At 70.5% G+C, this 13,523-nt stretch carries 10 protein-coding genes; 6 read left to right on the top strand and 4 right to left on the bottom strand.

Annotated elements, in window-relative coordinates:
* Positions 1-229 precede the first annotated feature (229 nt).
* On the bottom strand, positions 230-1,516 hold the full coding sequence (locus ACFWPA_RS18485; RefSeq protein WP_378571386.1) for an ABC transporter substrate-binding protein: 1,287 nt from the start codon (positions 1,514-1,516) through the stop codon (positions 230-232).
* A 116-nt stretch (positions 1,517-1,632) separates the two neighbouring features.
* Complete coding sequence (locus tag ACFWPA_RS18480; RefSeq protein WP_378508617.1) at positions 1,633-2,718, bottom strand: ABC transporter ATP-binding protein; 1,086 nt, start codon at positions 2,716-2,718, stop codon at positions 1,633-1,635.
* Positions 2,719-2,916: 198 nt separating this feature from the next.
* Here ACFWPA_RS18480 and ACFWPA_RS18475 point away from each other — a divergent pair, with 198 nt between their 5' ends.
* A complete protein-coding gene (locus tag ACFWPA_RS18475; protein WP_378571384.1) occupies positions 2,917-3,618 on the top strand; it encodes a hemerythrin domain-containing protein in 702 nt (233 codons plus the stop codon).
* A gap of 17 nt (positions 3,619-3,635) precedes the next feature.
* Here the strand turns inward: ACFWPA_RS18475 and ACFWPA_RS18470 are convergent, their stop codons facing one another.
* Entirely contained in the window at positions 3,636-4,115 is a 480-nt protein-coding gene (locus tag ACFWPA_RS18470; RefSeq protein WP_378508629.1) for a nitroreductase family deazaflavin-dependent oxidoreductase, read from the bottom strand.
* A gap of 142 nt (positions 4,116-4,257) precedes the next feature.
* On the opposite strand from ACFWPA_RS18470, the gene ACFWPA_RS18465 reads away from it, so the two are divergent.
* From ACFWPA_RS18465 to ACFWPA_RS18445, 5 genes are all read left to right on the top strand, one after another.
* A complete protein-coding gene (locus ACFWPA_RS18465; protein WP_378571381.1) occupies positions 4,258-5,052 on the top strand; it encodes an LLM class F420-dependent oxidoreductase in 795 nt (264 codons plus the stop codon).
* A 40-nt stretch (positions 5,053-5,092) separates the two neighbouring features.
* A complete protein-coding gene (locus ACFWPA_RS18460; RefSeq protein ID WP_378571379.1) occupies positions 5,093-7,897 on the top strand; it encodes an FAD-binding and (Fe-S)-binding domain-containing protein in 2,805 nt (934 codons plus the stop codon).
* 29 nt (positions 7,898-7,926) lie between these two features.
* A complete protein-coding gene (locus ACFWPA_RS18455) occupies positions 7,927-9,717 on the top strand; it encodes an ABC transporter substrate-binding protein/permease (protein ID WP_378571377.1) in 1,791 nt (596 codons plus the stop codon).
* A gap of 4 nt (positions 9,718-9,721) precedes the next feature.
* Positions 9,722-10,471: an amino acid ABC transporter ATP-binding protein gene (locus ACFWPA_RS18450; protein WP_378571375.1), complete on the top strand. Its 750-nt coding sequence runs from the start codon at positions 9,722-9,724 to the stop codon at positions 10,469-10,471.
* A gap of 114 nt (positions 10,472-10,585) precedes the next feature.
* Positions 10,586-12,664, top strand: a complete 2,079-nt coding sequence (locus ACFWPA_RS18445) for a PhoX family protein (RefSeq protein WP_378571373.1) — start codon at positions 10,586-10,588, stop codon at positions 12,662-12,664.
* A 10-nt stretch (positions 12,665-12,674) separates the two neighbouring features.
* Here the strand turns inward: ACFWPA_RS18445 and ACFWPA_RS18440 are convergent, their stop codons facing one another.
* Positions 12,675-13,433, bottom strand: a complete 759-nt coding sequence (locus tag ACFWPA_RS18440; RefSeq protein ID WP_378571371.1) for a glycoside hydrolase family 25 protein — start codon at positions 13,431-13,433, stop codon at positions 12,675-12,677.
* Positions 13,434-13,523 lie beyond the last annotated feature (90 nt).

Here is a 13,523-nt window from a genome sequence, read left to right as displayed (position 1 = left end):
CGGGCGGGGTTTTTTTTTATTCCAAAAAAAAAAAAAATGGGTCCATAGCCAACACTGCCCCCGGGGGGTTTGGGGGGCCCGGGGGGGGGGGGGCACGCCGCGACCGAGGTCGATCACCTCGGTCGCGGCGTCCCCGCCGTTGGGGCGCGGCTCGGCAGAGTCAGCCATCGTGAACTACCTGATTTCCTCGTCTCGCGTGAATCTGCCGAACCGGCAGGCCGCCCGGGGCCTACTTCGCGGCGTTGACGATCGCGGCGGACATGTCCGCCGCGGCCTGGTCGACCGTCACCTTGCCGGTCAGCGCGGCGGTCGCGTTGTCCTGGATCGCCTTCGAAATCTGGCTGTAGTACGGCGTCACCGGGCGCGGCTGCGCGTTCTCCAGCGCCGCCTTCAGCGCGGGCAGGTACGGGTACTTCGCGATCAGCGCCGGATCGTCGTACACCGAGGCCAGGACCGGCGGGAACGAGGCGTCAGCGAACGACATCTGGTTCTCCGGGTTCTGGATGAACGCGACGAAGTCCCGCGCGGTGGCCTTGCTCTTCGAGAAGACGTTGATGCCGTCGTTGTAGCCGCCGAGGGTGGAGGCACCGGCGCCTGCCGGGCCGACGATCGGGGCGACGGCGACCTTCCCCTGCACCGCGGACCCGTCCTTCTCCGCGTTGGTGTACATGTACGGCCAGTTGTATGCGTACAGCGACTCGCCGCCGACGAACGCGAGGTTGGTCTCCTCCTCGGTGAACGAGGTGGACCGCTTCGCGATCTGCCCTGCGGTGTACGCGTCGACCATCGCCTGCAGACCGGCCTTCGACTCCGGCGACTCGACCTCGGGGGTCTTACCGTCGTCGGCGACGACCGAGCCGCCCCACGAGTTGATGAACTGGGTGCTGTTGACGGTCAGGCCCTCGTACTGCTTGAGCTGGGTGACCAGGCAGTCGACGGACTTCTCGGTCGCGACGGCGCAGCTGTCGGTGAGCGCCTTCCAGTCCGCGGGGGCGGCGGGCACCAGGTCGGTGCGGTAGTACAGCAGCTGGGCGTTGGTGTTCTGCGGCGCGGCGAACAGGGTGCCGCGGTAGGTGGCGCTGTCGACGGTCGCGGGCAGCAGCGCCGCCGTATCGATTGCCAGCTCGCCCTCCAGCGGCTGCAGCCAGCCGTTCGCGGCGAACTCCGCGGTCCAGGTGACGTCGAGTGCCATCACGTCGTAGTCGGCGTTGCCCGCCTGCAGGGACTGCACCAGCTGGTTGCGCTGGTCGTCGGCCTCACCCGCGAGTTCCTTGAGGGTGACCTGCTCGTCGGGGTGCGCGGCGTTCCACTTCTCGATCACCGGCTGCAGCTTGTCGACGTCGTTCTTGCCCATCGCGAACGTGATCGCGCCGCGGCCGTCGAGGTTCTGGCCGACGGCCTCGTCGACGCTGCCGCCGCCGCTCGACCCGTTGTCACTGGAACAGCCGGCGAGCGCGAGCAGCAGGGCGGCCGATGCCGCCACCGCGATCCGCGACCGCGTGTTGAAAGAACGCATGGTCCACCTTTCGAAAGGGACGTGTCTCCGGCCTCGGGCCGGGGCGTGTGTCGTCGCCTACTGTGGCACGACACGCGGGCGATTTCGGCGATTACCCCCGCACTGGATCGGTGCGGTCACCCGAGCCGTCGGCCGTCGGCGACGGAGAACAGGTGGATCTCGGCCGGGTCGAGATGCAACCGCACCCGGGCGCCCGGCCGCGGCGGCCGCCGCCAGTCCGCGCGGGCGACGATGGTCTGGCTCGCCCCCGCCCCGGCCGCGCGACCGTAGACGTAGGCGTCGGACCCGAGTTCCTCGACCACGTCGACCTCCATCTCGACGCCGGTGTCGGTGCCGCCGTCGGTCGGCTCCAGGTGTTCGGGCCGGACCCCGAGGATCACCTCGGCGGCGCGGGCCCGACCGAGGGTGTCGCGGGGCACCGGCACCACGATCTCCCCGAACCGGACGCCGCCGTCGGCGACGGGCAGGGTGAACAGGTTCATCGACGGCGACCCCATGAACCCGGCGACGAAGACGTTCGCCGGCCGGGAGTACAGCTCCCGCGGCGAGGCGCACTGCTGCAGCACCCCGTCCTTGAGGACCGCGACCCGATCGCCCATCGTCATCGCCTCCACCTGGTCGTGGGTGACGTAGACGGTGGTGGTGCCGAGACGACGCTGCAGCTGCGCGATCTGGGTGCGGGTCTGCACCCGGAGCTTCGCGTCGAGGTTGGACAGCGGCTCGTCCATCAGGAACACCTGCGGTTGCCGGACGATCGCCCGACCCATCGCGACCCGCTGCCGCTGGCCACCGGAGAGGGCCTTCGGCTTGCGGTCCAGGTACGGCTCGAGGTCGAGCATCGTCGCCGCCTCCTTGACGCGGCGCGCGATCTCGTCCTTCGGGGTCTTCGCCAGCTTGAGCGCGAAGCCCATGTTCTCCGCGACCGACATGTGCGGGTACAGGGCGTAGTTCTGGAACACCATCGCGATGTCCCGGTCCTTCGGTTCCGCGCCGGTGACGTCCCGGTCGCCGATCAAGATCCGCCCGGAGTGCACGTCCTCGAGGCCGGCGAGCATCCGCAGCGAGGTGGACTTGCCGCAGCCGGACGGCCCGACCAGGACGAGGAACTCGCCGTCCGCGATGTCGAGTTGCAGGCGGTCCACGGCCGGAGTGTCGGAGCCGGGGAACAGGCAGGTGGTCGAGTCGTAGGTGACTGTCGCCATCGGGTGCGTCGTTCCCTTCACCGGCGGCGTACGCGCCGGACGATCCATGGTCGTGGTGCTGCGCCGGACAGTATCGCAGGGCAGCGCCGCGGCGCAGTCGGTCCCGTGCGCGGGGTTCACGCGGGACGTTCCGCGACGGACAATGGACATGGCCGGATCGGCCCGCGGGCGCGGGCCGCAGCACAGGAGGCAACGACCATGAAACCGGACCTCGACGCCCCCGCGGACACCCGGGTAATGGGGATCGTCCACTCCGCCCTTCGGCGGGACCTGCTCCGCCTGCAGATTGTTCTCGGTTCCGGACCTCCGGACGACGATCGCCGCGTCGAGTTGGCCGATCACGCGCTGTGGATGATGGAGTTCCTGCGACACCACCACGAGGGGGAGGACACCGTCCTCTACCCGAGGGTCGTCGAGCACAACCCCGAGTCGGCGGACCTGGTCGCCCAGATGCAGCGCGATCACGCCCTCATCGATCCGGCGATCGATGACGTGGACGCGGCCGCGCACGACCTCCGCGACGGTGTCCCGGGGGCGCAGGACGTCCTGGAGGCGGCCCTCACCCGGCTGTCGGCGGTGCTGCTCCCGCACCTGGACCGCGAGGAACGCCAGATGATGCCGGTCGTGTCGGCCAGCATCACCGACGGCGAGTGGCGCGCGTGGGACGACGAATGCAACATCAAGCCCAAGTCGATCCGGCAACTGGGCCGGGAGGGGGTGTGGATCCTCGACGGGTTGGACGCGGTGGGCAGCGACCACCTCGTCCACCTGGTCGGTCCGGTGCCGCGCTTTGTGATGCTGCACGTGCTCGGGCCGCACAACCGGCACCACTTCGCCGACCTGTGGAAGGGCACCGCCGCCGCCGACGTTCCGTCGCAACAGCTTTCAGCGGAAGGCTGAGCAACGATCGGTCGGACTCAGGGCGCGGCGGGCACCAGCCGCACGAACGGGATCAGCCGTCCCGCTGCGGCGAAGTCAGCGGGCGTGCCGTCCACCTCGAACCCCATCAGCCGGCACAGCGCCCGCCCCGCGCGGGGATGGCGGGTCGCATAGCGCGCCATCAGGTCGGCGCCGGTGTCCGGGTCAATTGTCGCCGCGTGCACCGCGAGCGTGCGGCGGCCGACCTGGATGGTGGTGTCCGGGGCGGCGAGCAGATTGCGATACCAGTCCGACCCCTTCCCGAATCCCGATGCGATGACGTAGCTGCCGTCCGGGGAGTGCTCGACCACCTCGAGCACCACCTCACGGGGCAGTCCGCTCTTCCTGCCGCGGTGGTGCAGCAGCAGGAATCGGCCGCCGAGCAGCCACCCCAGGCGGGCGCGATACAGCCGGATCGGGGTTCGGAACAGCAGCCTGCGGACACCGGTCGGGGGCCCGGGTTGCGCGACGACCTTCATGGCTGCACCTCTTCCTGGGTTGGACACGAACCACCATCGACGGTAGACCGCAGCGACCCCTGCGGCAGGTGACACACGGGGCTACCGTGAGAGGTCCCCGGAGTTCACCGTCCAGCCGCGGTCCTCACCACCAGGAGTGCCCATGCCCCGACCCGTCCGCATCGGTGTCCAACTCCAACCCCAGCACGCCCCGGAGTATCAGCTGCTCCGGGATGCGGTGCTCCGGGCCGAGGACCTCGGCGTGGACATCGTCTTCACCTGGGACCACTTCTATCCCCTCACCGGCGACCCCGACGGCGCGCACTTCGAATGCTGGACGATGCTCGGCGCGTGGGCCGAGCAGACCGAGCGGGTCGAGATCGGGGCGCTCGTCTCGGGCGGCGGCTACCGCAACCCGGACCTGCTCGCCGACATGGCCCGCACCGTCGACCACATCAGCCGCGGCAGGCTGATCCTCGGCATCGGCGGCGGCTGGTTCGAACGGGACTACACCGAGTACGGCTACGACTTCGGCACCGCGGGCAGCCGCCTGCGGCTGCTCGGGGAGTACCTGGCCCGGATCCGGGCCCGCATCGGGAAGCTGAATCCCGCCCCGACACGCCACATTCCGGTCCTGATCGGGGGCGGCGGGGAACGCAAGACGCTGCGGCTGGTCGCCGAGTACGCCGACATCTGGCACAGCTTCGCCGACCTCGACGCGCTGCGGCACAAGTCGCGGGTGCTCGCCGGGCATGCGGGCGACGTCGGGCGGGACGCCGAACACATCGAACGGTCCGTCCCGTGGCCGGGCGTCGCCGAGGCCCAGGCCTTCGTCGACGCGGGCGTCACCCTGTTCACGGTCGGGACCGGCGGCCCCGGCTACGACCTGAGCGTCGTCGCGGAGGCCGTGCGCTGGCGCGACGACCGGTTTCCGCAGGCTCTCGCCGGGCTGGCGTGAGCGCCGCGCCCCGAAGCCGAGCAACGTGAGGCGCGACCCGGTGCCCGTCGACCGACTCGAAGCGGACCTGCGCAGCGCCATCGCGGGCGAGGTGGACTTCTCCGCCCGGCGTCGCGCCGAATACTCCACCGACGCCTCGAACTACCGCGTGGTCCCGCGCGGGGTGGTCGCCCCCCGCGACGCCGCGGACGTGCTCGCGGTCCGCGAGATCTGCGCGGCCCACCGGATCCCGCTGACCGGCCGGGGCGCGGGCACCTCCGTCGCCGGGAACGCGATCGGGCCTGGGCTGGTGCTCGACTTCAGTCGCCACATGAACGGGATCCTCGACGTCGACCCGGTGGCCCGCACCGCCCGCGTGCAGCCGGGCGTCGTCCTGGCTCGGCTCGCGACGGCCGCCGCCCCGCACGGCCTCCGGTTCGGGCCCGACCCGTCCACCCACACCCGGTGCACGGTCGGTGGAACGTTGGGCAACAACGCCTGCGGCCCCCACGCCCTCGCCTACGGCCGGACCTCCGACAATGTCGTCGAGATGGACTGGCTGACCGGTGACGGCCGCCGGTTCGTCGCGGCCGACGACCCGTCCGTCGTCGACGGGCTGGACCGGTTCACCACGGCCAACCTCGCGGTGTTGCGCACCGAGCTGGGCCGGTTCTCCCGGCAGGTGTCCGGATACTCGCTCGAGCACCTGCTGCCCGAGCGCGGGCACCACCTGGCCCGCGCGTTGGTCGGCACCGAGGGCACCTGCGGCCTCGCGCTGGAGGCGACGGTGCGGCTGCACCCCGCCTCGGCGGCACCCGCCCTGGCGGTGCTCGGCTACGACAGCATGCCCGATGCCGCCGACGACGTGCCGAACCTGTTGCCGTTCAAGCCGCTTGCGATGGAGGGCATGGATTCCCGGCTGGTGGACGTGGTGCGCCGCGTGCACGGCAACGGCGCGGTCCCTGCGCTGCCGCGTGGCCGCGGCTGGTTGTTCGTCGAGATGGCGGGCGACACCGTGGCGGACGGGCTGGACGCGGGACGCCTGCTGATCGCGGCGAGCAACGCCGTCGACGCGGCGGTGCTCCCCCCGGGCCCGGACGCCGCGCGGCTGTGGAAGATCCGCGCCGACGGCGCCGGGCTCGCCGGTCGCACCGCGTCGGGCGGTCAGGCGTGGCCCGGCTGGGAGGATGCCGCGGTCCCGCCGGAACGGCTCGGCCGGTACCTGCGCGAGTTCGACGACCTGATGACCGATCACGGCGTCGAGGGGCTCGTCTACGGGCACTTCGGGGACGGGTGCGTGCACGTGCGGATCGACCTGCCGCTCGAGGACCGTCCGGAGGAGATGCGGCCGTTCATCCGGGCCGCCTCGCATCTCGTCCTCGGGCACGGCGGGTCGCCGTCCGGGGAGCACGGCGATGGCCGCGCCCGCGGCGAGCTGCTCGCCGACATGTACTCCCCGGCAGCGCTGGCGGCGTTCCGCGCGTTCAAGGCCCTGTTCGACCCCGACAATCTGTGCAACCCCGGCGTCATCGTCGACCCGGAACCGTTCGACCACAACCTGCGCAGGCCAGCGGCACTTCCCCTGCCCGCGACGGGCGGGTTCGGGTTCACATCCGACGGGGGCGACCTGTCGAGGGCGGTGCACCGCTGCGTCGGTGTCGGGAAGTGCCGCGCCGACGACGGGTTCATGTGCCCGTCGTACCGGGCCACCCGCGACGAGAAGGACTCCACCCGCGGCCGCGCCCGGGTGCTGCAGGACATGGCGAACGGCAGCCTGATCCGCGGCTGGAACGCCACCGAGGTCCGCGACTCGCTGGACCTGTGCCTGTCCTGCAAGGCGTGCGGCAGCGAGTGCCCGACCGGCATCGACATGGCCAGCTACAAGTCCGAGACCCTGTACCGCGCCTACCGGGGCAGGGTCCGGCCGATCAGCCACTACACGCTGGGCCGGCTGCCGACCTGGGCGAGACTGGCGTCACCGGTCGCGGCCCTGGTCAACGCCGCGACCCGGCGCCGGGCGGTCGCGAGGCCGATGCTGGCGCTGGCGGGCGTCGACACCCGCCGGTCGATGGTCGAGCTCGCCCGCCGCCGGTTCACGGCGTCGACGGCCGACCCTCGCCGAGACGGCCCAGCTCCCCTTGGTTCCATTGTGCTGTGGTCGGATTCGTTCACCGAGTACTTCCGTCCCGGACCCGGACACGCGGCCGTCCGGCTGCTTGAGGACGCGGGCTACGGCGTCGAGATCGCCGCTCCCGGCGCCTGCTGCGGACTGACACTGATCACCACCGGGCAGCTCGACGCCGCGAAACGCAGGCTGCGGGATACCGTGCACCGGCTCGGCGGCCACGTCGCGGCGGGCCGGGCCATCGTCGGGGTGGAACCGTCGTGCACCGCGGTGCTGCGGTCGGACCTGACCGAACTGCTGCCCGGCGACCCGCGGGCCGCCGCCGTGGCGGAATCGGTCCGCACCCTCGGCGAGCTGCTCGACGCCGCGATGCGGGCCGGTTGGCGCCCGCCCCGCCTGGACGGGCTGCCGGTGGTCGTGCAGCCGCACTGCCATCAGCACGCGGTGATGGGCTACGACGCCGACCTCCGGGTCCTGCGCGCCGCGGGCGCGGACGTCGTCACCGTGGCGGGCTGCTGCGGGCTGGCCGGCAACTTCGGCATGGAGAAGGGTCACTACGAGATTTCCGTCCGCATCGCCGAAGCGGGTGTCCTGCAGCAGATCCGGGACCACCCCGGCGCGACGGTGCTGGCCGACGGATTTTCCTGCAGTACTCAGATCCGGGACCTCGCCGGGATCCGCAGCCTGCACCTGGCCGAACTGCTGGACGGCGCGGGCGGGTCGGGCGCTGCCACCCGGTGAGACGGCGCCGATGCGATTAGGCTCACGCCATGACCCGATCGGTCAGGCTGTGGGTGCTCGCGCTGCTGATGGTGCTGGTGGCGGGGGCCGTCACCGCGTGCGGCGCGGGATCGGGTGGCTCGACCACCGACCTGTGCTCGCCGCCCGGGGTCGGTGCGGCTGCGGCGGCCCCGACGAACCTGGACGCCGCTGCCGCCGCGGCGGGGGAGGACCGGTACACCACCGCGACGACGACGCCCCTCGACCGGATCGACACCGCCGCGCTTGGGCTGATCGTGCCGGGAACGATCAGCGTCGGGACCCTCTCCGACGCGCCGCCGAGCATCTGCGTCAACTCCGCGGGCACCTTCACCGGTTTCGACAACGAGCTGCTGCGGGCGATCGCCGCGAAGCTCGGCCTGCAGATCCAGTTCTCGGGCACCGAATTCGCCGGTCTGCTCTCCCAGGTCGCGAACCGCCGGTTCGACGTCGGCTCGTCGTCGATCACCACCACCGACGACCGCCGCGGGACCGTCGGCTTCACCAACGGCTACGATTTCGGCTACTTCTCCCTGGTCGCCCCGAACGGCGGGCCGGTCCGATCGTTCTCGGACCTGAACGCGGGCACCAGGATCGGGGTGGTGCAGGGCACCGTGCAGGACGACTACGTCGTCAACACGCTGAAGCTGGACCCGGTGAAATTCCCGGATTACAACACCGCGTACGCGAACCTCAAGTCCGGGCAGATCGACGCCTGGGTGGCCCCGTCGCAGCAGGCGGAGGGCGCGATCAAACCCGGCGACGCCACCTCGATCGTGCAGAACACCTTCAGCCTCAACAACTTCGTCGGGTGGGCGGTGGCGCCGGGCAACCAGCCCCTGATCGACGCGCTGAACTCCGGCCTCGATGCAGTCATCGCCGACGGCACCTGGTCGCGGCTGTACTCGGAGTGGGTGCCGCGTCAGCTGCCGCCCGGCTGGAAGCCCGGCAGTCGGGCAGCACCGGAGCCGGTGCTGCCCGACTTCGCGGCGTTGGCCGCCGAACACGCGCAGGATCCCGCCGCCGAGCAGACCGCCCCGAAATCGACGGCCGCGCAGCTCCGGGACACGTTCTTCAACTGGGAGTTGTACCGCAAGGCGATCCCCGACCTGCTCACGACCGGGCTCCCGAACACGGTGATCCTCGCCCTCACCTCCGGCATCGTCGGCACCATCCTCGGGATGCTGCTCGCGATGGCAGGCATCTCCCGGACCCGGTGGCTGCGGTGGCCTGCCCGCGTCTACACCGACGTCTTCCGCGGCCTGCCCGCGGTGGTGATCATCCTGATCGTCGGTCTCGGGGTCGGCCCCCTGGTCAAGAACCTCACCGGGAACAACCCCTACTGGCTCGGCGCCGCGGCGCTGGCGCTGCTGGCCGCCGCCTACATCGGGGAGATCTTCCGGTCCGGGATCCAGAGCGTCGAACCGGGACAGATGGAGGCCGCGCGGGCCATCGGATTCGGCTACCGCAGGGCGATGACCCTGGTGGTGATCCCGCAGGGGGTGCGCCGGGTGCTGCCCGCGTTGATGAACCAGTTCATCGCGCTGATCAAGGACTCGTCACTGATCTACTTCCTCGGCCTGCTCGCCACCCAGCGGGAACTGTTCGCCGTCGGCCGGGATCTGAACGCGCAGACCGGGAACCTGTCGCCGCTCGTCGCGGCCGGCCTGTTCTACCTGGTGTTGACGATTCCGCTCACGCACCTGGTGAACCACATCGACAAGCGGCTGCGAACCGGGAAGGCCGACACCTCCGGCACCCTCGACGAGCTCGACCAGGCGATCGTCGTGGAGAGGGGATAGGACGTTGACCGCACCCACCGCCGACACCCGCTCCGGATCCCTGACCGGGACCGGACTGCACCTCGCGTTCGGCAGCAACAAGATCCTGCGCGGCGTGGACGTCCATGTCGACGCCGGGGCAACCACGTCGGTCATCGGCCCGTCCGGGTCCGGGAAGTCGACGCTGCTGCGGGTGCTCAACCGGCTCCACGAACCCGACGCCGGCGACATCCTCCTCGACGGCCGCTCGGTGCTGCGCGACGACCCCGACGCGCTGCGGCAGCGGATCGGCATGGTGTTCCAACAGTTCAACCTGTTCCCGCACCGCACCGTCGCCGACAACGTCGCCCTCGGACCCAGGAAGCTGCGGGGCCTGACCAGGGACGCGGCGCGCGAACTGGCCCTCGAACAGCTCGACCTCGTCGGGCTGCGCGCGAAGGCGGATTCGCGGCCGGCGAACCTGTCCGGTGGGCAGCAGCAGCGGGTCGCGATCGCGCGGGCGCTGGCGATGCGGCCGGAGATCATGTTCTTCGACGAGGCCACCTCCGCACTCGACCCCGAACTCGTCAAGGGGGTCCTCGCGCTGATGAGCGACCTGGCCGCGGGCGGCATGTCGATGATCGTCGTCACCCACGAAATGGGTTTCGCGCGAACGGTGTCCGATACCGTCCTGTTCATGGACGGCGGCGTCGCGGTGGAGACGGGTGCACCCGACGCACTGTTCGACGATCCGCAGACCGAACGGCTGCAGAACTTCCTCTCGCAGGTGCTGTAACCGCGGTCCCCGGCAGTCGGACCCACGTTGGGTGCGCGTTCACCCGGACGTTCCCATTCCATTACTTGCGCCTTCTACGGTCGCCGGGTCGTCGCCCTTCTGCCAGGAGTACCTGTGAAGCTCAAGCCCCTTGCCCTTTTCGTGACTCACGACGGCCAGTCCTCGCGGTCGAACGTGACCTGCCGCTACAAGTGCGGCGACGCCTGTTCCCACGACGTGCCCAACACCTCGGGCGGCGGGTATTTCGGCGACATCGTGCGCACCGTCCTGTCGCGGCGCGGGGCACTCAAGGCGGGCGCGACCACCGTCCTTGCGGTCGGGGCGGGTGGTGTCCTCGCCGGGTGCTCGAACGACGCGACGGCGCAGACCGGTTCGCTGGGCGGTGGCTCACTCGAAGGCGGCAGCTCCGCGCCGGGAATGGGGTTCGCCCCGGTCGCGCCGAACACCCTCGACGAGGTCGTCGTCCCCGCCGGATACGAGCAGGCCGTCGTCATCCGCTGGGGTGACCCGGTGCTGCCGGACGCGCCCGCCTTCGACTTCGCGAACCAGACTGCCGCGGCACAGGAGCGGCAGTTCGGCTTCAACAACGACTTCGCCGGCCTGCTCCCGATCCCCGGGGAGCCGCTCGCCTACCTGCTCGTCGTCAATCACGAGTACAGCACCGAGCCGTTCATGTTCCACGGCTACGACCCCGAGAACCCGACCGACGAGCAGATCCGGATCGGGCTCGCCGCGCACGGCCTGTCGGTCGTCAAGGTCCGCGGCGACTTTCAGTCCGGCCGTCTCACCCCGGAATTCGGCCCGCAGAACCGCCGCATCACCGCGACCACCGAATTCCACGTCACCGGTCCGGCGGCCGGCTCGGCACTGCTCAGGACGTCCGCCGACCCGACCGGAACCAAGGTCCTCGGCACCCTGAACAACTGCGCGGGCGGGCTCACCCCGTGGGGCACCGTGCTGTCCGGCGAGGAGAACTTCAACCAGTATTTCGCGAACGCCGCACAGGTCACCGACGCCACCGCGGCCGCGCGCCTCAAGCGGTACGGCCTGTCCGGCGACGCCAGCGAACGCAAGTGGGAACGCCTCGACCACCGCTTCGACCTCACGCAGGAACCCAACGAGGCCAACCGGTTCGGCTATGTCGTCGAGGTCAACCCGTGGGATCCGGCGTCGACGCCGATCAAGCACACCGCCCTAGGACGGTTCAAGCACGAGGCGGCGACCATCCACGTCACCGGTGACGGCACCGTCGTCGCGTACAGCGGCGACGACGAGCGGTTCGACTACATGTACAAGTTTGTCTCCAGCCGCAAGATGGTGCCCGGCGGCGGACAGGCCAGCATGCGGCACAACCTGACGATCCTCGATGCGGGCACCCTGTACGTCGCGAAGCTCAGCGGTGACTCACCCGACGAGGTCGACGGTTCTGGGAAGCTGCCGTCCGACGGCCGGTTCTCCGGCAAGGGAGAGTGGATCCCGATCCTGCGCACCGGGGAGGACGGCCGCGGCGAGTCCCTCGTCGACGACATGTCGGCCGAGGAAGTGGCGGTCTTCACCCGGATCGCCGGGGACAAGGTCGGCGCAACCAAGATGGACCGGCCCGAGGACTTCGAGCCCAACCCGAAGACCGGCAAGGTGTACGTCGCCCTGACGAACAACAGCCAGCGCGGCACCGACGGGAAGGCGCAGGCGGACGAGGCGAACCCGCGCAGCAACAACAAGAACGGCCAGGTGCTCGAGATCGAGGACGACCACGCGGGCACCGACTTCGTGTGGAACCTGCTGCTGGTGTGTGGTGACCCGGCCGCCGCCGACACCTACTTCGGCGGCTTCGACAAGACACAGGTCAGCCCGATCTCCTGCCCGGACAACCTGGCGTTCGACCCGCACGGCAACCTGTGGATCTCCACCGACGGCAACGCACTCAAGTCGAACGATGGCCTGTTCGCGGTCGCGTTGGAGGGGGAGCGGCGCGGCGAGACCAAGCAGTTCCTCACCGTCCCGAAGGGCGGCGAAACGTGCGGCCCCATCGTCGACGGCCGGCGGGTCGTGTTGTGTGTGCAGCATCCTGGCGAGGTCGACGGAGCAAGCGCCGACAGGCCTCAGTCACACTGGCCCGACGGCGGCGCCGCGCAGCCGCGACCGTCCGTGGTCGCCGTGTGGCGCGGCGCGGGCGGCGCGGTCGGGTCGTAGCGCACCTGAGTTATGAGCCGAACGGGTTCGAGAACCGGTTGATGTCGCCGAGGCCGCCGCCGTAGATGTTCAGGTCGATCGCGGCGTTGACGCCGGGAATGCGGCCGGAGTCGGTGTACTGCCAGAACGTCCAGTGCGACCACCCGCCGGGCAGCGGTCCCGGCTGGTTCTTGCCGTTGTAGTCGGCGATCCACAGCGGATAGTGCGAGAACTCGGTGGTGTTCGCCATCGCGGTCCGCCAGAAGTGCGGGTACGTGTAGATGATCGGCTTGTCCCCGGTGAGCGACTCGACCGCCCTCAGGTAGCGGCGGGTCCAGTCGATCACCGCGGCCGGCGGCAGCCCCTTGGCGTCCTCGAGGTCCAGCACCGGCGGAAGGCCGCCGCTGACCACCGGGAACGCGGTCGCCGCGAAGAACGCGGCCTGCGCCTCCGGGGACGCCCGGACGTCGGCGTAGTGGTAGGCGCCGCGGACCATGCCCGCGAGCCGCATCCCGATCCCGTCCTGCACGAAGTACGGGTTGACGTAGTTCAGGCCCTCGGTGGCCTTGACCATCGCGAACTGATGCCCCGACGCGCGGACGGCGAACCAATCGATGCCCGCGCCGCCCGGGTGCTGCCAGGACGCGACGTCCGGCCCCTTGACGGGTCCGGCGGCCGCCACCCCGGGCAGGCCCATCGCAAGCGCCCCCGCCACCACCAGTGGCGCGAACCGGATGACATGTCGGATACGACGGGCAGGTCGGATACGACCACGGCGCGGCGACGTCATGGCACGACCCTAGACCGATACCCGAACCGTGATGTGGCGGCCGACACAATCGTTATCGCCTGTTCGAACGCGGCCCGCCCAGCCCAGCCA

The sequence above is a fragment of the Rhodococcus sp. NPDC058505 genome (genome assembly GCF_042720095.1).
Taxonomy (GTDB): Bacteria; Actinomycetota; Actinomycetes; order Mycobacteriales; family Mycobacteriaceae; genus Rhodococcus_G.
The sequence above is the reverse complement of the archived record's forward strand: the minus strand, read 5'-3'. Positions and strand labels throughout refer to the sequence as shown.

What these genes read in the sequence shown, in the direction of transcription:
- ACFWPA_RS18465 (WP_378571381.1), top strand. Translation starts at nt 4,258, where the DNA reads ATGCCCCGACCCGTCCGCATCGGTGTCCAACTCCAACCCCAGCACGCC.
- ACFWPA_RS18470 (WP_378508629.1), bottom strand. Translation starts at nt 4,115, where the DNA reads ATGAAGGTCGTCGCGCAACCCGGGCCCCCGACCGGTGTCCGCAGGCTG.
- ACFWPA_RS18475 (WP_378571384.1), top strand. Translation starts at nt 2,917, where the DNA reads ATGAAACCGGACCTCGACGCCCCCGCGGACACCCGGGTAATGGGGATC.
- ACFWPA_RS18440 (WP_378571371.1), bottom strand. Translation starts at nt 13,433, where the DNA reads ATGACGTCGCCGCGCCGTGGTCGTATCCGACCTGCCCGTCGTATCCGA.
- ACFWPA_RS18485 (WP_378571386.1), bottom strand. Translation starts at nt 1,516, where the DNA reads ATGCGTTCTTTCAACACGCGGTCGCGGATCGCGGTGGCGGCATCGGCC.
- ACFWPA_RS18480 (WP_378508617.1), bottom strand. Translation starts at nt 2,718, where the DNA reads ATGGCGACAGTCACCTACGACTCGACCACCTGCCTGTTCCCCGGCTCC.
- ACFWPA_RS18455 (WP_378571377.1), top strand. Translation starts at nt 7,927, where the DNA reads ATGACCCGATCGGTCAGGCTGTGGGTGCTCGCGCTGCTGATGGTGCTG.